The following is a 26,272-nucleotide window of genomic DNA, read 5'->3' as shown; positions in this document are numbered from 1 at the left end:
CCAAATCATGAACAATCCTCCTTTTTTTAGACCCTAAGTGAACCCCGAAACCCTCTCGCGGCATAGTAAGAATCTGCCCCATTGTGATATACAAAAACAGTGTCATAACGACGATCACAAAAGATGGCTCCACCAAGTTTTCTTATATTATCTGGGGTTTGAACCCAACTTGATGACTTCAAATCATATTGACCAAGCTCCTGCAATGCACGGTATTGTGCTTCCGTTAACATCTCAATGCCCATTTCGTTTGCCATATCAATTGCACTATTTTCCGGCGGGAATTTCTTTCTAGATTCCAGTGCTGCTCGGTCGTAACATACACTTCTGCGACCTTTAGGGCTTTCTGCTGAACAATCAACAAATATGTATTCGTCATTCTTTTCATCATAACCCACAACATCTGGCTCGCCTTCAGTTCTCTCCATCTCATTGAGCGACCACAGTTTCTCAGGATTAGCCTCTAACTTCGCTTCGATTTTTGCCCATTCAAGCCCTTCATGACGGTGTGAATTTTTCTCAAAACGAGCTTTCAGTACTTTTACTAATTGTTCACGTTGTTCTGATGACAACTCCTGTTTCACGTTTATTTCCTCCTTTTTGCGTTACTTATAAAACATAATATCATTCTGAATAAACTTCTGTTGTATTTTATTGAGTTCTTGAACATATTGTCTATTTATTTCTAGTGTTTCCTCTTTACCATTTTCCAAAATCAAATGGATCCTTTTAACAGGTTCCTCGGTTTCATTGATATAAGCTAGTTCTTTAATTTCATCCCATTTATAAATGTTTTCGGACATTGACTTCTTAATGGTAATCTCGTTATTTGAGATAAGCGTATAGTTTCCAAAACTAGCGTAATACCCCATTGCAATTGAACATACTAAAAATAGTATACCAACATAATTCCATTTTTTATTTTCAAATATCATTCCTATACAAAACAAAATAAAAAAGCCAACAGCAATAAACATGAAGATATTTGAAATGGATGGGGTTAAAACTAAAAAGGTGTCACCGTGTTTAAAGAAAATGTGATGGAATATGGTTGGGCCTATAAAGCCAACTATCACGCCTAAGATTATACTGATGATCATTAGCACTACCCAATATGCTTTATCAATTCTTTGCAACATGCTCTATCCCCCAGTCATATTAGTATTTACGAATAATGATAAAGAAAAGTTTCACTTTTCCAAAAATACAAATACTGACTTGTTTTTGGGAACAATACCTAAGAGGTGGTCCAAAATGTTAAAAAGAGTGTTGCTTCATATCTGTATTTTTCTACTGTTTTCACCAAATACGATGGCCCAAACCCAGGAAATACAAATTTTTGATATCAACCAAGATATGGTTATAAAACATTTACCAATAAGTACAGATATCCAACAAGAAGTTGAGTACATTCTCAAAGGCATAAACGGTGTATATGTTAAATACAATCCGATTCCGAATACAGGATTAATGATAAGAATTCCTTTAGAACCTACTATAATGGTAAGAACTCAATGGTTTGATGACCTTGTAGATGAAGTAACGCTTATTTTTACCGATCATGAGAGTCCCTATTTAATGGTGTTTGACGATGAAAACAAACCCTATTTCTTAACATTTAAGGGTGACACTATAAAATTGTTGACATTATTGAACTTTTACTAGAAGAGAATCAAAAACAATGGCTCTTTTTTAAAAGGTTATTGTATTTAAAACACAGGGTGATTTCCGCTCCTGGTACTCGCTTTCCGCGGGCGATCCGCAAGCCTCCTCGCTTCACTGCGGGGTCTCGCTTGGCTCGCTATTCCCGCTGGACGTTGAGTTTGCTTCCTTGAAATTTCACCGCACGAAGAAAATGCGTGCATTTTCGAGGATCTCGTACCATCCGCTGAAATCACTAGAAGAACAATAATTACTATTCCTTTCGCGCAATCATATCCAAAAACAACAATGTTTACGAAAGCAGCCCTAACAATTTTAAATAGGTCTTGCAGTCTTGAACAAAAACGAATATTATAGAAAAGGATTTTTAAAATCGTTCGCCTTTTGGAGGTACACAACTATGTTTAAGTTATCAGAATTAAATACAACTGTAAAAAAAGAGGTTCTTGCCGGGATTACGACCTTCTTAACAATGGTATATGTTGTTGTCGTAAACCCCGTTATTTTATCAGATGCAGGTGTTCCGTTTGAGCAAGTATTTTTAGCAACCATAATTGCAACTGTTGTTGGAACACTTTGGATGGCACTGTTTGCAAATTATCCAATTGCGATTGCTCCAGGAATGGGCTTGAATGCCTTTTTTGCCTATTCCGTTGTTGGTGCAAATGAAAATATCACCTACCAAACGGCATTTGCCGCTGTATTTGTGGCAGGTATCATTTTTGTCATATTGTCGTTAACGCCGTTTCGCGAAAAATTAATTGAAGCCATTCCACCAAACCTAAAGCACGGAATCACCGCAGGGATCGGGTTATTTATCGCCTTTATCGGTCTTCGGCTTACTGGAATTATTACCGCACATCCAACAAATTTAGTGACTCTAGGTGATTTACACTCTCCATCGGTCATTTTAGCGCTTGTGGGATTAGCGATTACCCTCATACTCATGGCACGTAATATAAATGGCGCGTTATTTTTTGGAATGATCATCACTGCTATTATTGCGTATTTTACTGGTCAGCTTGAATTTAAAGAAGGATTAGTAAACACACCGTCACTTCCTGAAGGTTTAATTATTGCTAATCCTTTATCTGCAATAGGTGATGTGATTCAGTACGGACTATATGCTGTTGTCTTCTCCTTTTTACTCGTTACTATTTTTGATACAACAGGGACGATGATCGGGGTAGCCGAACAAGCTGGTCTTATGAAAGGAAATGTCATGCCACGTGCTAGACAGGCATTACTTGCGGATTCAGTGGGTACAACGGTTGGAGCGATGTTTGGAACAAGCCCTACCAGTGCATATATTGAATCTTCAACAGGGGTGGCTGCAGGTGGAAGAACAGGTTTAACCTCGGTTACCGTTGCAGGACTCTTTATTCTAGCTGCCTTTTTTGGACCGTTAGTGAGTGCCGTTTCTGGAATTGCGGCCATTACAGCCCCTACCTTAATCATTGTAGGATCTTTAATGATGGGGAGCATCAAGGATATTAAGTGGAATGAGATTGATGAAGCCTTTCCCGCATTTTTAATCATCCTAAGCATGCCACTTACATCTAGTATCGCGACTGGGATTGCATTGGGCTTTATTTCTTACCCATTGATGAAGGTTGTCAGAGGAAAGTGGAGAGAAGTACACCCACTCGTTTATCTATTTGCAGTATTGTTCTTCTACCAGCTCGCATTCTTACCACACTAATAAAAAAACTCGGCAGGATTTATACCTGCCGAGTTTTCGTTTAATGCTTTACAAGAGTACGAAGAGAATCAATATATTGATAAGCCTCGTCAATTTCTTCCTCTGCATAACGTTGCTTTGCTTTAAGTGTAAATACCTTTTCTTTGACTTCTTCCTTATCCAGTCCCTCGAAGTATAAAACGGTGGACACCAGCTCTAAAAAGCGTGCAGACTGATTATTTAAGGTTTGCATACAGTCATCTAATGGTGGCATGTCCAACTGATAGTGACCTAAAAACTGCTCACCTTTTTCAGTTAATGAATACCGATACTGATAATAGCCACCCTTTTTCTCTTTCACCTCATCTAAAAACCCAAGGTTACAAAGCTCTTCCACACGTAACGTTAACTCCTCTGAGTATGGTCCGTAAAAGTGGAAGTTGTACTTTTCATAAAACGGATAATCAATCTTTTTCGCGATATAAATCATTTTTTGCAGCTTTTTCCGACCTGTGATTTCCCCTGCAGCAGCGAATGCCTTCATTACTTTTGCATGTTCTGTTAACAAAACCCCTTCATCTCCTCACACAAACTTATATACCTAGTACCTCTTTTATCTTCTCTTTGTATGTTTCTGATAATGTTTCAATCAAATCTTGTGGAAAATAAAGTTTATGATCGGTTCGCCTTTTACCGGAAATGGCGTCCACAATTTCTGACTGCCTTGATAACTCGCGAATCTCGCCATTAGGCATTAGTAGGTTAATTGGAAGTCGTTCCTCTTCCTCACCTGGCCGATAAAAATCATACGGTAGGTCAGAGGATGAATCGACGACCAAATAATAAGTCGGGTCAATCCCCGCTTCCTCAAAAAGCGTTTTGAGCTCCATCATCTTCATCATTTGTGTACTTGGATCAAACTCCACATATTTAAACAGATTGCGATTAAGAAAACGACGGCACAGATCACTTAAAATCGCATCATCCTCGTCCTGCCAAACTTGGAAATAGAAAGAGATTATTCCTTCATCAAGCTTCACATAATCCTTTAGTGTTAGCGTATCTTCGAAAATGGATATAAAATGGACTGGGGCCGTTTGAAATGCGTAGTTTTCCTTATACAGCTGTTTGGCACGATGGAGAATTTTCGATAAAATAACCTCTGCGCTCCTTGTAACTGGATGGAAATAGATCTGCCAATACATTTGGTATCGACTCATGATGTAATCTTCAACCGCATGCATCCCACTGCTTTTAAAAACAACCTGGTCTTCGAGTGGTCGCATCACACGCAAAATCCGCTCCATGTCAAAGTTTCCATAGCTAACGCCTGTATAATACGCGTCACGTAATAAATAATCCATACGGTCAGCGTCAATTTGACTAGAGATGAGGCTCACAACTAATTTATTTTTATATGTTTTTGCAATCACTTCAGCCACTTTTTTCGGAAAATCATCCCCAACTTGCTTAAGGACTCGATTTACCTCAGTATCTCCGACAATGATTGCCTGTGTAAATTCCTCGTGATCATAATGGAATACTTTTTCAAACGAATGTGAAAATGGCCCGTGGCCAAGGTCATGTAAAAGTGCTGCGCAGAGGCACAATAAGCGCTCCTCTTCATTTAAAAAGGATCGATCACGAAACACATCATCAATAATTCTTCTTACAATTTCATATACACCTAATGAGTGGTTGAACCGACTATGCTCCGCCCCGTGAAAGGTAAAATAGGTTGTCCCTAATTGGCGAATTCGTCGTAGTCTTTGAAACTCTGCTGTTGCCACGAGCTCCCAAATCACTCGATCCTGAACATGTACGTAGCTATGTACAGGGTCTTTAAAAACCTTTTCTTCACTTAATTTCCCATTGGAATTTGTCATGTATTCAACCTCTTCCATACTGGCATGCTATTATTATATCTATTTATTTCTGACAAAAAAACCTAAAATTCACCAAAAAACGGCTTAACCAAGTCATATCAATGGTTGGAAAATTTTTCGACATGAATAAAAGTTTCGAGGAAGGATTTGGAATCTCCTGTTTGCAGAGCATAAAAAATCACCTTTTCTCTAAAAGAGAGAAAGGCGATATTAGTCCTTTTTCAGCTTCTTTTCAATCTTTTCGATTAATTCGTCTTCTGTTGGAGCTGATAAAGGGCGATTGTTAACAAATGCGAATGATTTTTTTCTACCTGGACCACAGTATGATTGGCAGCCGATGTCAATCGCTGCTTCTCCATCGACTTCTTTTAAGCGCGGCACTAAGGTTTTGATATTGGTTGCCTGGCAATCATCACAAATGCGAAATTCGTTTGCCATTTTGCGTACAATCCTTTCATCTTGTAAATTCCAAATGGTTCCATATGTGAATCGATCATGTTTATGCATGTCGATTTAGCTATTTTTATACACTAAACGGTATTTTACTCCTCCCCTACAGTATTTGCAAGGGAACAAAATAAGTTTCAAAAAATCTCCACAAGTACGAGTTTGCGATATTGAAATATTTTTAAGTAAATTAATCTATTATCCTTTTTATGATTTTGGTATAAAGTTCGAAACAATTGACCAACATATGTAATAACCTAACGCAAATATAAACATATATATTGGGAGATGAATCAATATGAAGGAAAGACAAGACGCTTGGACAGAGGAAAATGACCTCTTATTAGCTGAGACTGTATTAAAACACGTTAGAGAGGGTAGTACTCAATTAAACGCTTTTGAAGAGGTTGGTGACCGATTAAATCGTACTTCTGCCGCATGCGGTTTCCGCTGGAACGCCGTTGTGCGACATAGCTATGAGAAGGATCTTCAACTTGCGAAAAAGCACCGCAAACAACGCCAACGTGCACTTGGTAAGAATCAACCAGTGAAGAAACAACTTTTGTATACACCACCAACACCAAGTCTAGAAGAATTTGCGGACGAGTTTCCGCTACTTACATCTGAATCTACCAGTGTTCGTCAGGAAGTGAAAATGCCACAATATTCTTCTCCTCGACCAACATTGACATTGGATTCCGTGATTTCCTACCTTCAGTCCTTAGGTAATTCAAGTTTCGGAATTGAAGCACTGAAATCTGAGAATGAGAGATTGAAAAAAGAAAAGAATGAGATACTTCTTAAAAATGAAGAACTACAAAAGAAGATTACTCAACTTGAGCAGAACTCAGCGAACATTCAAGAGGACTACGAAACATTAATGAAAATCATGAATCGCGCACGAAAACTTGTCTTATTCGAAGAGGAAGAACGTCCTGCTACTACTTTTAAAATGGACCGAAATGGCAATTTGGAGAAGCTGGCGGAATAAATTAAAGGAACCCCTGACTGATTGTATAACCAACAGTTCAGGGGTTTGAATCTGTTATCGGTAGCCGACTTCGATTTCGACTTGTTCGACTATCTTTTCCGCAGTTATGTGCATAATAACTGCCAGTTCACCTAAACCATAGTCTTTGTTTATCCATTGATAGCTGTTTTTCAACATGGGACTTGTTACATTATAAATGTATTCACTTTCATTTTTGTGCCATTCATTTTTTATCGTAGCATCAGTTGGCAAATGGTCGAGGATTAACTGGTAGGCTTCCTCCACTGTTGAAACTGGTTCTTTAAATGTAATCATGGGTTTCTCACATCTACCCGTTCCAATTGTCCTACACCTTAGTGTTAATGTGTCCGTCTCAAAATCTCGATCTGTTTTTTTCGCCATTTGGGACTCAAGGAATTCTAGCTTATCAAAATACCCACCTTTTGTTGTGGTTGCTATAGTCTTTGCCTCAAGTGTTTCATTGTAATAGGTATACAGCCCATCACCATATGGGTCATCTTCATTGATTTCCTCTTCCTCTACTACTTCTATCTCTTCTTCAGCTGGGGCATCTGCTTCAGTTGAATGATTTATAGTACCGGTTACAATCATAGCGCTTATAGCTACCACAAACACAACAAGTGCTATTACATTTACCATTTTACTTGCAACCAACGCCTCGCCTACTCGTTCAGCCACTCGGTGCACGACCCTATTTTTCCCACTCGACATCTGCTTTTCAAACAACTTCCTGAACCCTTCACTTAGCAATTGGAATGTTAGAAGGAGTAACGTTAGGGCAATCGCTGGGAATAACGGAATCCACACAGCTTTCATTACCTCATATCGTGCCGCCGACAATAACCCTGGCCAGGTAAACAATCCGGTTAAAGAGTTATATCCAGCTTCATCATGAAAAACCCCACCACCTGGAATAAATTCAATCGCATGCTCAATAAAGTATTGGAATATTGCCAGCTGTCCTAATAATAAAGTGACCCTGGCCAAATCATTAAAAAAGTTGACGACCAAACTCTGGGCAACGGTGGGCAGATAATGCATCAATGATAATTGAAACGGGGTACTCCCCACCGTCATGCTTGCTTGGACAAACTCTTTTTGAGACACCTCGTAAATTTCATGAGCAAAAATATAGCTAACCCTTCCAACTTCGATTAACGCTAATAATAGGACATTCCAATACACAGCGTTTTCAAGCCCGTCTGCCTGGAAAATTTCCAATAGTAAAATCGCTGCGAAAATCGTGGGGATACTTCCAAACAAGGAATACCAACCATTGGAAACCATGTAAGCAATACCTTTTTTCGTGGAGGCCAAAAAAGCCATTGGAATCGCAATAATGTAGCGAATCAAGGTGATTAACACGATAACTTTTAGTGTGTCCTTTGCTCCAAGAATAAGCATGCTTAAGATGTCCCTGGCTTCACGATCTGTTCCAAGTGGATCCTCCTTTGAAGGTGGGAAAGGTGCCCTTCCAAGTTCACCTCCATCGTAAAATCTCATTCGATGCTCGGGAGGAGTGTGCTCAATAAACGAAAACTGTGGTCCAACAAAGCTAATAAATAACATGAGTCCAAAAAGTACGAGACCTGTCCAAAGCGACCAATTTTTCATAAGCGCTCCTCCTTCCTAGTATCCTACCTTCAAGTACGAAATAATAAAAAGCACAAAAATCCATATAAAGGCATATTGAACAATCACTTTTGTGATTCGGATCCAAATGTTACGCTTCTCTATTTCGTATTTGTTTTGCCAAATTACACTAACGATTTGGGTGATTAATAGAAGCAAGACAAAGCAGAAAGAAATTTCTACAATTAAACCTATTTCCGGATAATCTGCATAGGGTTGGCTTAGTGGAATTGATAAATTCAACCGATTAATCGATAGCATCATTCGCCAAGCAGCACCCTTATATGCCATCAGCCACTCAACAATTAATAGATTGGAAACGACATACGTCATGACAACACCAATATGTTGTAAAATCGAGCGCATGCATTTTGTCAGGATATGCTTATGTATAACTAGCCTCTGAGTTAATCCTTTCGCGCGAGCATATTGGATATACATCTCCCCATCCTCACTCGCAAGAGCTGTAAACGTGATTCTAGCAAAATACATCATGGGGTACAGAGATACAAGAATCCCCGGAAAAATAAAGTTAAACCACTGGTCATGACCAAAAACGTCAATAAAATTAAAGTGAATCATAATCACCCATTGTAGAACGATAATCATAAAAAAATCTGGTAAAGAATTGAGAACCGAGGTTACCCCTGTTCCTAAAAAATTCAGGTATGTATAACGATTTCGATAATCAAAAATCCCCTTTGCTATCCCAAAAGAAACCGCTAACAAAAAAGCTGTTGCAATTACTGATAAACTTCGTGGGAAATATTCAAGGACGATCCCTTCATACAGCTCCTTATTTTTTGTTGCACCAAGACTTCCGTCGGTTTGTAAATTGCTAATTAATTGCTTGATTGTGTTCCAGCTCTCAGAAACAGGTAGCATCGTTTTAATCGTTGAATAAAACTTCACAATATCCCCATTCCCTAAAAAATAAGCAATTCCAAGAACAACAAGGCCGAAATAGAGAATCGAAATGAAATCCCGCCCACTAAACACTCTTATTCTTTTAAGCAACCAAATCCCCCCTTACCAGATTACCAACTGTAAAAAATAGGAATACGTACCTATAGACTACCATATATGTTATTTTCAGAAAATACCCATAATATGGGACGTAAAAAAACTATAAGAAGTTTCATGTAAGACTTGTCGAATAGATTACAAACAAAAAAAGCTAGGAAATGAATCTCCTAGCTTCAATCATATTTTCTACTTAATTATCTTTTGGGAGCTAATTCAATTGCTGAATTAATTGCTGCTATCATGCTTTGCTCATCGGCAATGTTTTTGCCTGCAATATCAAAAGCGGTACCGTGGTCCACTGAAGTTCGGATTATTCCACCCTTTAGTCCAACCGTAATGTTTACGCCACTTTCAATTCCCATTACTTTAATTGGAGCGTGTCCTTGGTCATGATAACATGCCACCACGATATCAAAATCCCCTCTGCCTGCTCTAAAGAAGAGAGTATCAGCAGGTAGTGGCCCTGTTACATTTATTCCTTCTGCTTGCGCACGCTCAATACCTGGTTGTAGTTTTTCCTCTTCTTCACCATATCCAAATAAACCATTCTCCCCAGCATGTGGGTTAATTCCACAAACAGCAATCCTCGGATCTTCAAATCCTGCTCTTGAAAGAGTCTCATGTGCTAATTTTACTACTTTATAGGTTCTCTCTGGATTAATACTGTTAATAGCATCAATTAATCCTATATGTGTAGTTAAATGAATTACTTTTAGATTCGGTGTTGTTAACATCATTGAAAAATCCTCTGTACCTGTTAAATCTGCCAAAATTTCTGTATGTCCTGGGTACATATGGCCGCCCTTGTGTAACGCCTCTTTATTCAATGGCGCTGTACAAATAGAATCAATTTTTTTATTTTTTGCAAGTTCAACAGCTTTTGCGATAAATTGAAACGCTGCATCTCCCGCAACTGGTGACACTTGTCCAAATGGTAAATCTTCAGGTATCAGGTCTAAATCAATTACATCGATTGTACCTAATTCAAATTTAGCTTCCTCAGGAACATTAATAAGATTTATTTTTGCATTTGAATGAACAATCGGCTGTACTCGCTCTAAAATTTTTGCATCACCTATGACTATCGGGCGGCAATTTTGATAAATTTCTTCATGAGTTAGGGCCTTTACAATTATTTCTGGTCCAATTCCTGCTGCATCTCCCATTGTAATTCCAATCACTGGTTTCATAATTATAGTTCCCCCTTTAATTTTTTGATGGCATTAATAAATACTTCTGGTGTACCGAACCCGCCAGCCTTTGTAATAACATATAAATTATCATGTCCAAAAAACTTCGATAGTGGAACACCGATTTCCAATTCATCCAATAACTCAAAGCCTTTTACATCCCATAAATAACAAATTTGCTTAGCAGTGTCTCCACCGGTCATCGATACCCCTTTAAAATATCCCTGTTCCAAAAGGACTGAGCATACAGAGCCAATTGCCTTTACAATTTCATTGCTTACCTCGGTATGTGTTAAACCCTTAGTTTCTCCAATATTCCATGCTTTTTCGATATCGTTTACTTCACCTGTGGAATAGATAACAACATCTAATCCCTGCTGTGCTTTTTCCATCGCTAGATTATATACTCTTCTTATCTCTTTTTCACGAACATCCTCATCTGAAACGGAGGTAAATGATTCAAACGCAATTGGATACACATTTGTATTTTCCATTAGAAGCTGTAGCTGTGCCCTTGAATTTTTATTTACACTTCCAACAACAGTAAGTATTGGCCCTTCATTTTGGGGAATAATCAATTCTTTTTGCCTTTTGGGCATATCATAATAATCAGGTAAATAATTTGCGATTCCTGCCGAACCCACCCAAGAGAACTGATAACGTAGCTTTTTAGTATAGTCTAAAATTTGTTCAAGATGATGTTCCTCGGTTGAATCCACCAGTATATACGGGATGTTTTGTTGGAAATACGCATCTACTTTTTCTTGAATCCATGTAAAGCCCTTATCTAAGTCATCGATTGTAATCGTACCAATTTTTTGCTTTGTTTGCTCTTTTAAAAGATCAGGCAAATAGGATTGGGTAACAGGTGTCTTAGGATCCCTTGCAATTTCAGTCTCAGCAAGCGGAATCCCTTTTAAATAGTGGGTTGATTGTAGGATAGTGCGATTGTTTTTAGGATATCCTGGCGCAATCATCATGAAATCTGGTTGCAATACATCAAATACTGCATCAATTTCAGCACCAATATTTCCTCTCATCGTTGAGTCAAGTTTCTTAAATATATATGAAAAGCCTGCACCTTTTAAAAATTGGGCTGCATCTTTTACCTTTTGATAGGCTTCTTCACGATCAATAGATCGGCTATCTGTATCAAATACAATTGCTTCATAAGCATGAATAGATTCTCTATCTATGTCAAACAATACGGAGGTTTTAAGACCATGCTGTGCTAATTGAACCCCGCTATCATTAGCACCCGTTAAATCGTCTGCTATGATTGCTAATTTCATTGTGTAATCCTCCTAAAAAGAAGAGAGCATTTGCGTCCCTCTTCTTTATTTTATAGCTATAAATCTTTTACTATAGACATTTTTCTCTGAGATTGTTGCCATTTGAAACAATATCTTAATTATATTTAGCTAACTGGCCACTTTTCTCTAAGCGTTTTGCTAAGAATCCTATTACAATTGGTAGTAAAATAGCTGTTGTTACAACACTTGCTGCGATTTGAACTGTTGCAAGTTCAGCAAATTGTGCAAAAGATGCATTAGCAGCAACTATAGCCGCCGGAGTTGCAACAGCATTCCCTGCTGTTGTGCCTTCTGCTGCACCAACAAGCGGGTTCCAGCCAATCCATTTAAATACTAGGTAACCAGCGCCACCAGTGAAAATTACTGTAATAACCCCTAGTAAAATACCACTTAATCCACCTTCAATAATCGCTGTGAAGTTGATTCCCATACCTAGTGCAAAAGCGAAAAACGGAATTAACATGTCACTACCTTTGGTTAAAAACTCTTTCATTTCTGGATCTAAATTACCTAAAACCATTCCAATAACGATAGGAAGAAGTACTGCAACGAATGATTGAATAGAAAACATTCCATCAACAAAGCCCATTGTACCAAAAATGGATAATGCAATCATAGTTAAGAATGGTCCATCATTTAGAGCTAATAGTGAATATGCAGCCTTGTCATCTTCTTTTCCGTATTGACCAACTAGAGCCATGTACATTCCACCATTACTATTTGTCATAGCCGCAATAATTGCAAGCGGAGCCATTCCTAAGAATAATCCATTACTATCTGCTAACAAGTATGCTACTAATCCGAAAGCTGCTCCTACTACCCATTTTAATCCAAGTAATGTTGCACCTTTACCTAGTGATACCCCTACGTTTTTCACACTGATTTGCGCACCAGCAATAAATAAGAAAAGTGCAATCAGTGTATTTGCTCCTGTTACGAATAACGATTCGGTAAAACCGCCAATTCTCAGCATATTTGGAAAAAATGTATTAATCGTTGCTGCTAGCAACAACGGAACAACCATCATTCCGCCGGGAATCTTATCTAAAGTTGCTTTAATTTTCATTTTGTTTTCCCCCTTATTCTCGTAAAGCGTTTACACTAGTAATATAGAATAAATCGTTTATAAAAGCAACACTTTTTTTATAAAAAATATACTTAAATATCAAAAGTGTTTAAAAATGCAACACTTAAGCTAATTAAAAAGCGTAAACCTAAAGATTACTCTTTAAGCTTACGCCATAAAGTTGCTCGATTAATTCCTAGCCGTTCCGCTGCTCTTGTTTGGTTATTATTTTCTGCTTTCAAGACTAATTTAATAATTTCCTTTTCAATTTCCTTTAAAGTACCTTGTTGAAAAATCACATCAGCCGGAAGATGCTCATTTGTAGCTACTCTTTCAATTGTTTCTTTTTGAATCACATAGTCCTTTTCATTTAAGGCAACCTGCTTAATAAGATTTTTTAGATTGTCGATATTATTAGGATAGGTAAAATTCTCTAAAAATTGTATTGCCTCACCGTTAATCTTAACTGGTATCGTTCCGTACTTTTGATTGTAATAAGCAATAAAGTATTGAGCAAGAATGCGAATATCCTCTTTTCTTTCAGATAAATCCGGCATTATAATCTTATTCATCTTTACCTCTTGAATAAACTCAGTAGGTAACATACTTTCTGTAAGGATGAAAATACGTATATGATGTGTCAGACACTCTTTTATAAAATGTGATAGCCTTTGATATTCGTCTATATACTCAGGATGTATAAGTCTAATTGTACGAATATTCCTTAGTGGCATTTTATCCAAATAATCATGATCGAACTCTTTAAAATTAATTGTAAGGAGCAAGCCTTCATCCGAATATCTCTGATGAATATAACGAGTAATAAAGTCCTTACTAGTACCTTTTCTACCCTGTAAAAGGATTATTTGATTATTTTTATAGAGGGTTTCTATATGAATTAATATATTCCTAATTACTTCCGACGCTGCTGCAATTGGTTCACTTGTCGTATCGGCATCAATAGAAAGACCCTTTTGTTCCAGAATAGAAACTGTTTTTTCAGTAACAATGACCTTAAAAGACTGTTGGTTCACTTGAATAAAATAGCCAGTTACATCAAACAAATGATCCTGAATCATGAAGCTCCTTGTAACCTTCTGTTTATTTATTTCGAGGTCGGTAATTAATATATATAAATCAGCTTCGGTTAATGGGCTGGTGTGAAAATCATTCCAGCGCTCATAGATAATCTCATTTTTATCGTCCAATATCAGCAAATTTTGGTGGTCTTTTAAGATAAATTGCTCCATGACTTTCATTAGATTATTTTTATCGTTTAAATAATGATGAACCAGTTTCGCATCTTCTAACGCATTCATAATAGACTCTTTACCAGATTGAATTAAAAACCCCTTAAGACCATATGCGTTCGAAGTTTTAACAGTAATTACATCCCCTACAATTTGCTGATATCCGGAGTTTTTAAGTTCTAAGATTAAGGGTGCTACCTCATCAGAATCAGCAACCGTGAAAACTTTTAAGGGCAGATCCAATAAATCTATGATGGACTGAGCACCAGAGGTAATATTCGAAAAGCCAACAATCGCCGTCTTACTCTCCAAATTTGTAGCTAAAGATAGAGACCGAATCATGTCATACCCAGAAAGCTGCATATCGAGCACAGGGACACGGACATTTTTTTTAATTAATTTAGCCGTCCCACCCCTGCTAATAATAATCTCTGCTCCATTCCTCACGGCTTGAATCGCCTGCTTTACCCCTTCGTGTAAGTCACCTATTGAATAACGAATTTCAAATGTAGGAAAATAACCAATGCATTCTTCAATAACTGGAATCATCGATTCATAGGGTGCCACGATGTGTATTTTAATGTTCATCTTCACACTTCAATCCTGCCTTCTAAATTTGTAAACACATACAGAACAAGTACTATTACATCATTTATATTACCATTTTTGAAAAGTGAGGTCATATATAATGTAAAATATGAAATAACCTTGTACCCTCTAAGATTTTTTTCGAATAAAAAAAGGGGCACCACCTAAGTTTTTTTGAAACTCGGGCGGGCCCATTTGTGATTTGTATTTATTTTTGAAACAACTCAATCCATTCTCCGTCTGGCCCATTAAAGAATACATATTTTGCTCCACTTGGAAGGGTTGTGATGTTTTCATCAACAAATGTAACACCGTGCTCCTTCACTCTCGCTATTTCCTCTTCAATGTTTTCGACGGTAAACGCGATATGATGAACCTTTCCTTCTGTTGGAAGGTTTGGATTGTATCCGGAAATCAATTCGATTACCGTTTCATCCGAATCACTAAAACCTAGGAAAGCCAGCTTTAAGTTTGGGTCCACATGATACTGCTTTTCTAGTAATTCCAAGCCCAGTACCCTTGTATAAAACTCAATCGTTGTATCTAAATCCTTTACTTGAATCCCCACATGTTCTAGTTTTTTAAGCGGCATGTTTTTGCTCTCTCCTTTTTCGAATCACCTTTGGTCGATATTTGACTCCAATGTACGTTACAGCTAGTGCCAAAACTAGTACGGAGCCTTTTACAATTTCAAATGCATAGTATGGTAGATTCAGCATTGTTAGTCCATTTAGTAGAACCCCAATAAGTGCTGCCCCAAAAAAGGTTCCGAGTGCATTTGGCTTCCCCGCACCAAGCACGGAAAATCCAACAAACACAGCAGCCACAGATTCCATTAACAACGAAGCACCTGCATCAATTTGCCCTGAGCCAACGCGCGCTGTAAACAAGATCCCTGCCATTGACGCAAACACACCAGATACCGTATAAGCAATCAGCTTCACCTTGTTTGTGTTGATTCCTGATAGCCTTGCCGCTTCAGCATTTCCACCTGTCATGTATAAAATCCGTCCCCATCTTGTATGGTTGAGAATCACATAAGCAAGAAGCACGAAAACAAGCATAATCCAGACTGGAACTGGGAGTCCTAGCATCTCGCCTTGCCCAATCCATAAAAATGCAGAACTAAACTCACCTGGTGCAGTCCCTCCACTAGTCAAGGGCATATGGTTGTAGATAGAGTACCCTTCCGTGTAGGTCCGGTGTAAACCTGACACGATATACATCATTCCAAGTGTCGCGAGTAGATCCGGTATTCCTATTTTTACGATTAAAAACGTATTGACTAGCCCGACAGCAACTCCAACTAAAAGTGGTAGAAGCAGAACCACCCATAGTGGTAATTCATACCACACCATCAATGACGCTGTGATCACGACCGACAACGACATTGTTGACCCAACCGATAAATCAAAGCCATCAACAACCAGTGTAAAGGTCACCCCTAACGCAAGGAGTGTTACGATTGAGATCGACCTTAAGATATCGGATAGATTGCCATATGAAAAAAAGGCATCATTTACAAAACTAAAATAGATTAAGATAAAGCCCATTAATACAATTGCCCCGTATTTAAACAAGAAGCTGATGATATTCCCTTTCATGTACGTCTTCCTTTCCACCGCTAGCATACAAAAGGATTTTATCCTGTGTTGCCTCTTCTCCCGAAAGTTCTTTCACAATTTCTCCGTCATACATGACCAGAATTCGGTCTGAGATTCGGATGATTTCATCAATTTCAGAGGAAAAATAAAGAATCCCCTTCCCCTCATCGGCGAGAGAATAGATAAGCTGGAAAATATCCTGCTTTGCACCGACATCCACCCCTTTTGTCGGCTCATCAAACAAATAGAGATTCGCATTTCGAGATACCCATTTCCCAATCGCAACCTTTTGCTGGTTTCCCCCGCTTAAATGCTCAGCCAACACTTCCGTATTTTTCGCCTTGATTCCAAGCAATTCAATAATGGAGCTGGCATAGCTTTTTTCAGCCTTCCGATCCATGAATAAAAACGGTGAGAATTTTTTCAAATTAGCAAAGGATAGATTCGTAGAGATTGACTCGTGAATGAACAATCCTTCCTTACGACGCTCCTCTGAAACAAGTGCTACCCCCGCTTCAATTGCCTGCTGGGAATGCGTAAAATGTCGTGACTTGCCCTTTACTTTGACTTCACCCTGTTCGTAGGAGCGGAGACCAAATAATGTTTTCGCAAGCTCCGTTTTTCCGGCACCTACCAATCCAACAACCCCAACAATTTCCCCCTCGGAAACCGTAAACGATACATTGGTAAGCTTTTCTCCATCATCAAGACCACCCACCTCTAAAAGAAGGTCACCCCTCACTGTCTTCCGTTTCGTGGATTGTTCTGTATAGGAGTTACCAAGCATCGTTTCAACAACGGTTTTTTGGGTAACTTCTTTCGTCGAAAAAGTAGTAATTGTTTTCCCATCGCGCATAATCGTTAAGCGATCACAGATTTCAAACACTTCTGGAAGCCGGTGTGAAATAAAAATACAGCCGACTCCCTTTTCCTTCAATGTTTTTACGATTTCAAATAGATGCTTCGTTTCTTCAATCGATAAAGGCGCTGTTGGTTCGTCAAAAATAATGACCTTTGCCTCATGGGCGAGAGCTCTTGCGATTAGCACTAATTGTTTTTCAGCTAGTGACAGCTCCAATGCTTGTTTCGTCATTGGAATGTCTGTTACATTCAAAAGCTTTAAAATCGAAGCTGCTTTTTCACGAAGCTTTCGTTTATTGATAAACAGGCTCTTTTCAGTCGAAAACGTATCAAGCAAAATGTTTTCAGCAACGGTGAGCTGCGGTACAATCACAGTGTCTACCTCTTGATAGACACAGTGGATTCCATGTGTTTTCGCATCCTTTGGAGTACGAATGTTGATCGTTTCGCCTTCAAGGGTAATCACCCCTGTATCAAGCTCATAAGCACCCGATAGAATTTTCATCAGCGTGCTCTTTCCCGCTCCATTTGCACCAAGTAAGGCGTGAACCTCACCTGCTTCTAATTCAAAAGAAGCCTGCTCCAACGCAATCACCTTTCCAAAGCTTTTTGTCATTTCCTTCATTTCGAGTAAAGGCATCTACATATCCTCCTTTACAGACGACCTCTGAAGGCCCTCTTTTTTACTCTCCAGCTTCAAGCTTTTTCAACTCGTCTGTGTAGCCTTGTTCGCTTTTACCCCAGCCTTCAATGTACTGGTCAAGCTCGGCGGTTGTAATTTGTTCTCCTGGAAGTGCATCCTTTGTTACGAAAACTGGTTCCAATTTTACGCGTTCAGGTGTTTCATCACCGTTTAATTTTTGGTATGCAAAACGAACTTGGATACGTCCGATATCTTTTGGATCAACCGCTGCTGACGCAACCCATGGGCTATTATCTGCTTGAATCATTTGTAAATCCTCATCGCTCATGTCAATTCCGTACACTTTGATATCTGTACGTCCTGCTTGTTGAATGGCACGAACAGCACCCTTTGCAAACTCATCCCATGCTGCCCAAACCGCTGTAATTTGACCTTCCTCAGGATATTGTTTTAAAAGAGCTTCCATTTGTGCTTGTGTATCTAAAGCCGTGTTTGCCGTAGCGGCACCAAATGTTGCGATCTCTTTTATGCCTGGGTTGTTATCAAGAAACTCTTGGTAGGCCAACTGACGTCTTTCCATTGGTGCGAAGCCCGCAACCCAGATTTTTACGATATTTGCTTCACCACCAGCGTCTTCTGCCAATTTTTCAAGAGTCATTTGTGCCATTTGCTGGTCACCTTGTTCAAGAACGGTTACACCTTCCACTTCCACTTCTGCATCAAAAACAACAACTGGAATTCCTTTGTCGACTGCCTTTTGAACGGAGCTTTGCAGTGCTTCCTTTGTTCCATGGTCAATTAAAATGGCATCGAAGCCTTGGTTTACTGCTGCATCTACGTTTGACGACATTTTTGCAAGGTCTCCGTCAGATGTAAAAACCGTTGTTTCGCCTGCGAACTTTTTTACTTGTTCCTCAACACCCTCAATATATTGCGCTGAGAATGTTCCTAAGTTTTGCTGCATAATTAACGCAACTTTTTTGTTTGCTAATGGATGATCAGAATTCTTTACTTCTGTGCTATCCGTTTTCGTTGTTTCTTCGGCTACTTTCGGTTGGCAGCCAACTAGTACTGCAATAATTAATAATGTCGTAAATAATAGTTTTGATAATTTCATTTGTTTTTCTCCCCTTCTTTTGTATGTAATCTTATTTTTCACATCTGTTTACTCAAGTTGAAAGCCATCACACTCCTGTTTGTTGAGGCTTCTTTTTAGAGATGTAAAAAAGCCTCTTTCTTATCAGAAAGAGGCTTGAAGCATACAAAAGTCTTCGCACCTCTTATCTACCAGAAAGAATCATCCTTCTGTTGGAATTAGCACCGTGCCTTGCGGGTTGTTCACCCGGCGAACTAAGTCGCCCCATTTCACAATGGTATTACGGTCGGTTGCTGGGCGTCATCGGGCCAAATCCCTCAGCCTACTCTTGATAAGAGAAAATACAGCATACTATTCAATTATGCCTTGGCGTAATTGCGCGATTTTAGGCCCACACGAGGTGGGTCACAAAGACGTTGCCACAGGACGTGGCGCTCTTAGTCTTTGATCTTACTGCTCGAAATTTCCTTTGAAAAATCGAGGCATCCGCCGGAGGCTAACTTTATTCAGCCGGGATTGGATCACGGCTGAATAAAGTTTGAATTATCTTACTTGACGAGAATCATATCATGGTCAAAAACAAATTTCAATATTTTTATTATAAAAAATATTTTAATAGTGAGAAGGTAAGTAATTTGCTTTTTTCGTATCATGACGCATATGTCCCCGACTTACGCGCAATTATTACATTTAATACGCATTTCCTTCGAACTAAAGCGCAATTGTCAAAATTAAAGCGCAATTACGAGCCCACCAACCCCTTTTCCAACACAAAAAAAGGACCAGGAGAACCGTCCCCTGGACCCTTATAATACTTTGTTATTCCGTTCAAGCACTCGTAAAAGGTTTTGCTCGAATACTGGCATTTCTTCTTCTGTTAGCTGTGAGGCGAAGATTTTTTCACTTTCGTTTTTTAGGGTTTTAAGTAGCAGTAACATGACGGTTTGTACAGTTAGATTAGGATCAATCAATTCTGCCAAAGACGCCATCGTCTCGGGCTTCACATCTGGATAGACAAATTTCGTCGCTACCCCTTGCAGCCCCACCTCGTAAAATTGGCGAATGATTTCTGCTCGCTCAGATCCACTCCCTGTCACGCCTAAATATATTTGGACTGCCACCCCGTTACGAAGGCGACGCTGGGAGATTCCTGCAAACTTTTTCCCGTCTATACTTAAATCATAGCTTCCTGGACAATATGAACCGACAACCTCACGTGCTACAATGTCGACTTCATAGCCTTCGAACATTTTTCGAATCAACTCAAGCATTGTATCGTAGCCACGGTTGATATCAATGCCTTTTTCCGTTTCAGGAAAGATAAGCGAGATGTTTAGCACTCCCTCATCAAGAACCACTGCTAGTCCGCCCGAATTTCGTACGATTGCACGATAGCCCATTGACTCAAGGAGATTTATCCCCTCCTCAAGAAAGGGAAGTTTCGTATCCTGAATCCCAAGCACAATGGTCTGATGATGAACCCAGGCCCTTGCAGTAGCTGGTGAATCTCCTTTTCCTACAAATGCACAAAGTGTATCATCTATCGCAAACGATTGTAATGCATCAAATTGATAGCCTAAACTCGATTGATCTATAATCCGCCAGCTTGGCTGGTGTAAAAGACTTTCGGTCATACGTCATACTCCTATTACATAAAAAGTGCTTTTTTTAAAATCGTAATTGAACCGTAAAAAACCAGGCATTGCCTGGTTTTAACATTCCCTATTTTACCTTTAATTTACGAAATTTGCTACCTCGTGATGGGAGGTCTTGCTCATTTTGTGCGCAATCATACGATTAATATCTTTCTCAATGGCCTTTACCGTCGTATCCAACGTAATGGCTAACTCTTTAAAAAGTATTTTTTGAATATGAAGGAGAAGTCTACGGTCATGTTCAGACAACTTCTTATCAATTATTTCAAATTCATATTTTTTACTCATTAATGTATTTAAAACGCTCGAAATTTCTTTTCTGTCTCCAGAAGAAACGATTTCGGAATAATTTTTATGACGTTCAGACGCATGATCAATCCACTGAATTCCCGGTAGCTTAAACGAGTCCAATATCTCCTCTGACTCACTTTTTCCAATGATTGCTCGCATTAAATTGCGGTCATTGTCTACTGGATTTTGAATCGTCAAAGTACTATCCTCAATTGGGCTCATAATATAATAATTTCGAGTAATCCCAGAATATGTTTTCTCACAAATATCATCTATTCGACAAATCCCCTGATTTGAATAAATCACCAGATCCCCAATATTAAACATGTACCATGCTCCTATCCAATGGATTGTCAACTTAGTTGACTATACTTATCATACTCCATTTTACGAAAAATGTCAACTTGGTTGACATTTGAGCGTTATCATCTCTACGGGTTGCCATAAAGACAAAATCCCCTTAAAACTACTTTGTCGGTACCCTTTCACTTAATAAGAGCCCAATCTTATATTTAATGTTCCTTTCAACCTCATTTGCTATTTTCTCAAACGTAGTATCCAATGAAATCGCTAACTCTTTGTACAAGATATTTTGAATATGTAAAAGAAGTCTGCGGTCAGGCTCGCCTAACTTTTTATCAGCCATCTCTACTTCATATTTTCTACACATCAAAGTATTTACAATCCCCGCGATTTCCTTCCGATTACCAGACATGACAATTTCGTGATATATTTTTGTTCGTTCATTCCCCTTCTCAATCCAAGCAATGCCAGTGCGTTTAAAGGATTCTAGCATGTCTTCTGCATCCTGACGATTAATGATTCCTAGCATAAGAACTCTATCATTATCTACAGGATTACGAATGGTTAGATCGTTATCCTCAATTGGATGTAAAATATAATATTTTCGGGTCCTACCGTAATATGTTTCATCACAAATGTCATTTATTTTACAAATTCCAAGTGATGAATAGACAACCAAATCCCCAACTTTAAACATTTTTATGACCCCCATCCCACTGATTGTCAACCTAGTTTACAATAATTAATTTACCTTTTCTTTCACACTTTGTCAACTCAGTTGACAATATCTATCGTTTTTTGTATAGTAATGACGATTATAAAAACGGGAGTGGAATGTATGGATCCTGTACTTCAACAATTAGATCTCATTGACCTTATAAGTGAAAGGCATGGTCAACTTCGTGGAATTGCAGAAAAATTATGGAACGAGACTAGCGACATCGCGATTTCAAATTCCGAATGGTACATCATGTCGAGAATATATAAAAAGCAACCAACAATTGCATATGTTTCAAAAAATGTAGACATCTCAAGACAGGCTACTCATAAGTTTATAAAAAACATGAAGGCGAAAGGTCTTGTTAACGTAATGGATGTCGAACACAATAGAAAAGAAAAATCGATTGAACTCACACCATTTGGTGAGGAATGCTATGAGAAAAATGAGGCGCTTAAATCGAAAATTGAAAAGCAGCTCGCTGAAAAAATTGGTGATGAACAAGTCGAACTTCTTAAAAACGTATTAAAAATGGATTGGGAACTCTGATAGTTAGGTTAGAGTCCGAGGATGAGGGTTTACTGCCACTATTTCAGAAATACTGCCACTGTTTCAAAAATACTGCCACTAACTAAATACAACCACAAAAAATGGCCATGTTCCCTGACATGGCCATTTCTCATTCCTATAAAGCTTGTGCTGCTGTGATTAATGCAAGCTTATACACATCTTCATCATTACATCCGCGTGATAGGTCATTTACCGGCTGATTTAAGCCCTGTAAAATTGGACCTACCGCTTCAAAGTTTCCTAGGCGCTGTGCAATTTTGTACCCGATATTACCCGCTTCAAGACTTGGGAATACAAATACATTTGCGTCACCCTTAATCACGGAATCTGGTGCTTTTTTCTTAGCTACAGATGGAACAAATGCCGCATCAAACTGGAATTCTCCGTCCAATACCAATGCCGGATTCATTTCTTTTGCAATCTTAACTGCGTCTACTACCTTTTCCGTTTCAGGAGACTTCGCAGATCCCTTTGTTGAGAAGCTTAGCATTGCCACTCTTGGCTCAATATCGAACATTTCTGCTGTATTGGCACTCTCGATTGCGATTTCAGCTAAATCCTGGCTGTCTGGTGAAATATTGATCGCACAATCAGCAAATACATATTTCTCATCTTCACGAACCATGATAAACACACCAGAAGTCTTCTTCACACCTTGCTTTGTTTTAATAATTTGAAGAGCAGGGCGAACTGTATCTGCTGTAGAATGGGCAGCACCACTTACAAGTCCGTGTGCCTTACCAGTGTAAACAAGCATTGTTCCAAAGTAGTTCTCATCCTTAAGAATTTTACGTGCATCCTCTTCCGTTGCTTTCCCTTTACGTCTTTCAACAAATGATGCCACAAGTTGGTCAAACTCTGGGTAAGAATCAGCATCATAGATTTGCACTCCATCAAGTGAAACGCCTACTTCTTTTGCTTTGCTTTCAACCGCAGACTTCTCACCAATTACGACTGGCACAAGTACCTTTTCGCTTGCTAAACGGCTTACTGCTTTTAAAATACGCTCATCTAGTCCTTCAGGAAACACAATTTTCATGTCCTTTCCTGATACCTTTTCTTTTAATTGAGTAAATAAATCGCTCACATTTATACCTCCTAAATCTCGTGCATTTACATGCTTTTATGTAAATTGGGTCATCATCACCCTGCAAAACTGCCAACCATAAGGATACGGCTTTTTTCACAAAATGAAAACTAAAAAGCCTTAGAATTCTTGTGACAGTATTATGACACTATCTTCAATTTTCCCTACTACCTTACAAATTACTCACTCATGCTTATGTTCACAAAATTGTTCGGAGTTTACTAAGTTGGCTATAGGGGAAACTATGATATAGTAGTGGTTGAATACATAATCAATGTAATACGAGGAGTGATAGTAATGGCTGAAGCAGCACAAACGCTTGATGGCTGGTATTGCCTTCATGATTTCCGTTCGATTGATTGGACATCTTGGAAAACTCTTTCAAGTGACGAGCGCCAAGCAGCGATTCATGAATTTCTTGGTCTAGTGGAGAAGTGGAATAAGACTCAAAGCGAAAGTCAAGGAAGTCATGCATTATACACAATTGTTGGTCAAAAAGCTGATTTCATGATGATGATTCTTCGTCCAACAATGGAAGAGTTGAATGAAATCGAAAACGAATTCAACAAAACAAAGCTTGCTGAATACACAATTCCTACTTATTCATATGTATCTGTTGTTGAATTAAGTAACTATGTGGCAGGCGAAAGCAAAGAGGATCCATACCAAAATCCTTATGTACGCGGACGCTTATACCCTATCCTACCAAAAAACAAATATGTGTGCTTCTATCCAATGGACAAGCGCCGTGAAGGCAATGACAACTGGTACATGCTTTCAATGGAAGAACGCAAGGAGCTTATGAGAAGCCATGGTATGATTGGTCGCCAATATGCTGGTATCGTAAAACAAATCATCACTGGCTCTGTCGGCTTTGATGATTACGAATGGGGCGTAACCCTATTCTCCGACGATGTCCTTCAATTCAAAAAGCTCGTTTATGAAATGCGTTTTGACGAAGTAAGTGCACGCTATGGTGAATTCGGCGCATTCTTTGTAGGAAACATTCTAACCGAAGAAAAAGTTCCACAATTTTTACACATAAATTAAAAAAAAGAGAGGGCTTCCTCTCTTTTTTTTCATCCATATTCATAATCCTTTTTCCTCTCTCATACAATTCAATGATGAATCCACAAAACATATCCACCAGAAATCTAATAAAGTATCCCAAAAATGAATCTAGAAGTAGGAACCCATTTTTCACCTTATCAATAAGTTAATAAAGAGACTTTCGACAAGTCTTCTTTTTTAAGTGAGGTGAAAAAATGGCAGTAGTTGCGCACACGGAGGAAGATGTAAAGCTATTAGCAAGGCTATTGCGTGCTGAGGCTGAAAGTGAAGGCAGGCAAGGCATGCTATTAGTAGGGAATGTTGGGGTAAACCGTACGAGATCTCGTTGTCTGGATTTTAAGGACATTAACACCATTCGAAGAATGGTCTTTCAAAGTCCCGGTGGCTTTGAAGCGACGCAAAAGGGCTATTTTTACCAGGCTGCTCGACCAACTGAGATCGCACTTGCACGAAGGGTACTAAAGGGGGAAAGATTTCACCCTGCCAGGTTTTCATTATGGTTTTTTCAACCATCAGGAAACTGTCCGGCACAATGGTTTAACCAGTGGAACGTAGGACGGTATAAAGCACATTGCTTCTACCAACCTACTCAGGAGGATTGTCCTGGCGTGTTTTAAGGCAATTCGCCTTTTAGAAAAAAAGTAAAACATATTCTGAGGAGGGCTTACATTGAGTAAAGACAATCAACAATCGCAAAATCCATATGAAGCTTACGGGTATAACCCTCAAAGCTATGGACAGTATGGATTCTATATGGATCCACGCCAATTCGGATATACGTATCCGACCCAACAGCAACAAGGGGGCTTTCAGATGCCACAAACGCCAACTTTCCAAACGCCAACTTTCGCTCAAACGGGTGGTATCGCGCAAAATGTACCGGGGATGCTTCCACTTGAAGAATCCTATATCGAAAACATTCTTCGACTGAACAAAGGTAAGGCTGCGACTGTTTACATGGGCTTTGATAACACCAACCAACAAAAAGTATTTAAAGGACTTATTGAAGCTGCAGGACGTGACCACCTGATTTTAAGCGATCCACAAACAGGCATGCGTTACCTATTATTAATGGTCTTCCTACAATATATTACATTTGACGAAGAAATCGAGTATCAATATCCATTTGGCGGTGGAGCCCAACAAGGTCTAGTATCTTACCCACCACGCTAAAAAGAAAGGAGTGTCCGCGGACACTCCTTTTCACATACTATAAATGTTTGACGGCTGCCACCATCAATAAAACCCAGCCTAGTAAAAAGGCTACGCCACCAAGTGGAGTGATGGCACCTAGTATTTTAATTCCAGATACACTTAATACGTACAAGCTTCCTGAGAATAAAATAATCCCGACAAATATGCTCCAACCAGCTGTCGTAATCAGGCTTACCTGTGAAAACTTGTCCGCTAAAAACGCCACAATAAACAAGCCGATGGCATGAAACATTTGATACTGAACCGCTGTGTTCCATGTTTTTAAATATTTTTCAGTGATTTTTCCTTCTAATCCATGCGCACCAAAAGCACCCAGCGCAACCGCTAAAAATGCATTAATCGCTCCCAATATTAAAAATAGTTTCATTTTCGTTCTCCATCCTTTTTTGAAAATTCCTATTTCAT

Annotated in this window: 27 protein-coding genes and 1 riboswitch; of the genes, 7 read left to right on the top strand and 20 right to left on the bottom strand. The window is 38.9% G+C overall.

The window, feature by feature from the left end; all coding sequences use genetic code 11:
- Positions 1–26: 26 nt before the first annotated feature.
- Positions 27–590, bottom strand: a complete 564-nt coding sequence (locus DZB84_RS09145; RefSeq protein WP_116351950.1) for a DUF4256 domain-containing protein — start codon at positions 588–590, stop codon at positions 27–29.
- Between the two features lie 15 nt (positions 591–605).
- Positions 606–1,139 (bottom strand): hypothetical protein, encoded by a 534-nt coding sequence (locus DZB84_RS09140; protein ID WP_116351949.1) that lies wholly within the window; start codon positions 1,137–1,139, stop codon positions 606–608.
- Positions 1,140–1,254: 115 nt separating this feature from the next.
- Here DZB84_RS09140 and DZB84_RS09135 point away from each other — a divergent pair, with 115 nt between their 5' ends.
- Positions 1,255–1,665: a hypothetical protein gene (locus DZB84_RS09135; RefSeq protein WP_116351948.1), complete on the top strand. Its 411-nt coding sequence runs from the start codon at positions 1,255–1,257 to the stop codon at positions 1,663–1,665.
- Positions 1,666–2,062: 397 nt separating this feature from the next.
- Positions 2,063–3,364, top strand: coding sequence for an NCS2 family permease (locus DZB84_RS09130; protein WP_116351947.1), 1,302 nt, complete (start codon positions 2,063–2,065; stop codon positions 3,362–3,364).
- Between the two features lie 40 nt (positions 3,365–3,404).
- On the opposite strand, the gene DZB84_RS09125 is transcribed toward DZB84_RS09130, so the two are convergent.
- The 3 genes from DZB84_RS09125 to DZB84_RS09115 form a co-directional block, all read right to left on the bottom strand.
- The gene (locus DZB84_RS09125; RefSeq protein ID WP_116351946.1) at positions 3,405–3,911 is read right to left on the bottom strand and encodes a YwgA family protein; all 507 of its coding nucleotides are present in this window, start codon (positions 3,909–3,911) and stop codon (positions 3,405–3,407) included.
- A gap of 25 nt (positions 3,912–3,936) precedes the next feature.
- A complete protein-coding gene (locus tag DZB84_RS09120; RefSeq protein WP_116351945.1) occupies positions 3,937–5,229 on the bottom strand; it encodes an HD domain-containing protein in 1,293 nt (430 codons plus the stop codon).
- 210 nt (positions 5,230–5,439) lie between these two features.
- The gene (locus DZB84_RS09115) at positions 5,440–5,667 is read right to left on the bottom strand and encodes a YuzB family protein (RefSeq protein ID WP_116351944.1); all 228 of its coding nucleotides are present in this window, start codon (positions 5,665–5,667) and stop codon (positions 5,440–5,442) included.
- 307 nt (positions 5,668–5,974) lie between these two features.
- Here DZB84_RS09115 and DZB84_RS09110 point away from each other — a divergent pair, with 307 nt between their 5' ends.
- A complete protein-coding gene (locus DZB84_RS09110) occupies positions 5,975–6,667 on the top strand; it encodes an RsfA family transcriptional regulator (protein ID WP_116351943.1) in 693 nt (230 codons plus the stop codon).
- A gap of 54 nt (positions 6,668–6,721) precedes the next feature.
- On the opposite strand, the gene DZB84_RS09105 is transcribed toward DZB84_RS09110, so the two are convergent.
- From DZB84_RS09105 to DZB84_RS09040, 13 genes are all read right to left on the bottom strand, one after another.
- A complete protein-coding gene (locus DZB84_RS09105; RefSeq protein WP_116351942.1) occupies positions 6,722–8,302 on the bottom strand; it encodes a hypothetical protein in 1,581 nt (526 codons plus the stop codon).
- A 15-nt stretch (positions 8,303–8,317) separates the two neighbouring features.
- Entirely contained in the window at positions 8,318–9,337 is a 1,020-nt protein-coding gene (locus DZB84_RS09100) for an ABC transporter permease subunit (protein WP_116351941.1), read from the bottom strand.
- Positions 9,338–9,540: 203 nt separating this feature from the next.
- Positions 9,541–10,536 carry a 4-hydroxythreonine-4-phosphate dehydrogenase PdxA gene (gene pdxA, locus DZB84_RS09095; protein ID WP_116351940.1) on the bottom strand — a complete coding sequence of 332 codons (996 nt, stop codon included), beginning with the start codon at positions 10,534–10,536 and terminating at the stop codon, positions 9,541–9,543.
- A gap of 2 nt (positions 10,537–10,538) precedes the next feature.
- Complete coding sequence (locus tag DZB84_RS09090) at positions 10,539–11,828, bottom strand: four-carbon acid sugar kinase family protein (protein WP_116351939.1); 1,290 nt, start codon at positions 11,826–11,828, stop codon at positions 10,539–10,541.
- A gap of 115 nt (positions 11,829–11,943) precedes the next feature.
- Positions 11,944–12,915 carry a 2-keto-3-deoxygluconate permease gene (locus DZB84_RS09085; protein WP_116351938.1) on the bottom strand — a complete coding sequence of 324 codons (972 nt, stop codon included), beginning with the start codon at positions 12,913–12,915 and terminating at the stop codon, positions 11,944–11,946.
- Between the two features lie 155 nt (positions 12,916–13,070).
- Positions 13,071–14,753 carry a sigma-54-dependent Fis family transcriptional regulator gene (locus tag DZB84_RS09080; protein ID WP_223254401.1) on the bottom strand — a complete coding sequence of 561 codons (1,683 nt, stop codon included), beginning with the start codon at positions 14,751–14,753 and terminating at the stop codon, positions 13,071–13,073.
- A gap of 208 nt (positions 14,754–14,961) precedes the next feature.
- Complete coding sequence (locus DZB84_RS09075) at positions 14,962–15,345, bottom strand: VOC family protein (RefSeq protein WP_116351937.1); 384 nt, start codon at positions 15,343–15,345, stop codon at positions 14,962–14,964.
- A complete protein-coding gene (locus tag DZB84_RS09070; protein ID WP_189655199.1) occupies positions 15,335–16,357 on the bottom strand; it encodes an ABC transporter permease in 1,023 nt (340 codons plus the stop codon). Before DZB84_RS09070 ends, DZB84_RS09075 begins: the two co-directional genes overlap by 11 nt.
- Positions 16,326–17,858 (bottom strand): sugar ABC transporter ATP-binding protein, encoded by a 1,533-nt coding sequence (locus tag DZB84_RS09065; RefSeq protein WP_116351935.1) that lies wholly within the window; start codon positions 17,856–17,858, stop codon positions 16,326–16,328. The genes DZB84_RS09070 and DZB84_RS09065 overlap by 32 nt, the downstream gene beginning before the upstream one ends.
- A 43-nt stretch (positions 17,859–17,901) precedes the next feature.
- Positions 17,902–18,978 (bottom strand): sugar ABC transporter substrate-binding protein, encoded by a 1,077-nt coding sequence (locus tag DZB84_RS09060; protein WP_116351934.1) that lies wholly within the window; start codon positions 18,976–18,978, stop codon positions 17,902–17,904.
- Between the two features lie 160 nt (positions 18,979–19,138).
- Positions 19,139–19,295: riboswitch (SAM riboswitch) on the bottom strand.
- Positions 19,296–19,763: 468 nt separating this feature from the next.
- Positions 19,764–20,591, bottom strand: a complete 828-nt coding sequence (gene lipL, locus DZB84_RS09050; protein WP_116351932.1) for an octanoyl-[GcvH]:protein N-octanoyltransferase — start codon at positions 20,589–20,591, stop codon at positions 19,764–19,766.
- Between the two features lie 99 nt (positions 20,592–20,690).
- Positions 20,691–21,230, bottom strand: coding sequence for a CarD family transcriptional regulator (locus DZB84_RS09045; protein ID WP_116351931.1), 540 nt, complete (start codon positions 21,228–21,230; stop codon positions 20,691–20,693).
- Between the two features lie 139 nt (positions 21,231–21,369).
- Entirely contained in the window at positions 21,370–21,903 is a 534-nt protein-coding gene (locus DZB84_RS09040) for a CarD family transcriptional regulator (RefSeq protein WP_116351930.1), read from the bottom strand.
- Between the two features lie 141 nt (positions 21,904–22,044).
- Between DZB84_RS09040 and DZB84_RS09035 the strand changes: the two genes are divergently transcribed.
- Entirely contained in the window at positions 22,045–22,473 is a 429-nt protein-coding gene (locus DZB84_RS09035) for a MarR family winged helix-turn-helix transcriptional regulator (protein ID WP_116351929.1), read from the top strand.
- A gap of 136 nt (positions 22,474–22,609) precedes the next feature.
- On the opposite strand, the gene pta is transcribed toward DZB84_RS09035, so the two are convergent.
- Complete coding sequence (gene pta, locus DZB84_RS09030; RefSeq protein WP_116351928.1) at positions 22,610–23,581, bottom strand: phosphate acetyltransferase; 972 nt, start codon at positions 23,579–23,581, stop codon at positions 22,610–22,612.
- A 297-nt stretch (positions 23,582–23,878) separates the two neighbouring features.
- On the opposite strand from pta, the gene hemQ reads away from it, so the two are divergent.
- The 3 genes from hemQ to gerQ all read left to right on the top strand — a co-directional run bounded on the left by hemQ (position 23,879) and on the right by gerQ (position 25,825).
- Positions 23,879–24,631: a hydrogen peroxide-dependent heme synthase gene (gene hemQ, locus DZB84_RS09025; protein WP_116351927.1), complete on the top strand. Its 753-nt coding sequence runs from the start codon at positions 23,879–23,881 to the stop codon at positions 24,629–24,631.
- Positions 24,632–24,846: 215 nt separating this feature from the next.
- Positions 24,847–25,269, top strand: a complete 423-nt coding sequence (locus DZB84_RS09020; RefSeq protein ID WP_116351926.1) for a cell wall hydrolase — start codon at positions 24,847–24,849, stop codon at positions 25,267–25,269.
- Positions 25,270–25,321: 52 nt separating this feature from the next.
- A complete protein-coding gene (gerQ, locus tag DZB84_RS09015; RefSeq protein WP_116351925.1) occupies positions 25,322–25,825 on the top strand; it encodes a spore coat protein GerQ in 504 nt (167 codons plus the stop codon).
- 37 nt (positions 25,826–25,862) lie between these two features.
- Here the strand turns inward: gerQ and DZB84_RS09010 are convergent, their stop codons facing one another.
- Positions 25,863–26,234, bottom strand: coding sequence for a DUF423 domain-containing protein (locus DZB84_RS09010; RefSeq protein WP_116351924.1), 372 nt, complete (start codon positions 26,232–26,234; stop codon positions 25,863–25,865).
- Positions 26,235–26,272: the final 38 nt, after the last annotated feature.

This window comes from Bacillus sp. HNG (genome assembly GCF_003400205.1).
Taxonomy (GTDB): domain Bacteria; phylum Bacillota; class Bacilli; order Bacillales; family Bacillaceae_L; genus Ferdinandcohnia.
This window is presented reverse-complemented; position numbering and strand designations above follow the sequence as displayed.